Below are 713 nucleotides of genomic sequence, written 5' to 3' on the forward strand. Positions count from 1 at the left end.
GTCTCGAACGCTTCCGGGTAAGCGGCGAGTTCGTCGTTCTGACGGCCGGCTTGCACGGCATCGAACGCGGCTTCGGCAGCCATCTTGCCGGTCTTGATCGCTGCATGACTGCCTTTGATACGCGATGCGTTCAAGAACCCCGCATCGCACCCGACCAACGCGCCGCCCGGAAACACTAGCTTCGGCAGCGACATCAATCCGCCCGCTGCAATCGCGCGCGCGCCGTAGGAAATGCGTTTGCCGCCTTCGAGAAACTTGCGGATCGACGGATGGGTCTTGTAGCGCTGGAATTCCTCGAACGGCGACAAATACGGATTCGAATACCCCAGCCCGACGACAAAGCCCACGACCACCTGGTTGTTATCCATGTGATACAGGAACGAGCCGCCGTAGGTATCGTTTTCCAGCGGCCAGCCGGCGGTGTGGATCACGAGGCCGGGCTTGTGCTTGACCGGATCGATTTCCCACAACTCCTTGATGCCGAGGCCGTAGACCTGCGGATCGGCGTTCTGGCGCAGCTTGAATCGGTCGGTCAGTTGTCGCCCGAGATGGCCGCGCGCGCCTTCGCAAAAGAGCGTGTATTTCGCGTGCAACTCCATGCCGAGCTGGAAATTCTCGGTCGGCTGGCCGTCCTTTCCGACGCCCATGTTGCCGGTGACGACACCGCGCACCGAGCCGTCTTCGTTGTAAAGCACTTCGGCTGCGGGAAAACC

The 713-nt window shown here is 61.2% G+C and carries 1 protein-coding gene; it reads right to left on the minus strand.

The features are described 5' to 3' along the window. Positions 1-713: NAD(P)/FAD-dependent oxidoreductase (locus tag AWB66_RS32645; protein WP_143328382.1), on the minus strand; the 713-nt coding region annotated here is incomplete at both ends.

It is taken from the genome of Caballeronia telluris (genome assembly GCF_001544495.1).
In the GTDB taxonomy this organism is placed as follows: domain Bacteria; phylum Pseudomonadota; class Gammaproteobacteria; order Burkholderiales; family Burkholderiaceae; genus Caballeronia; species Caballeronia telluris.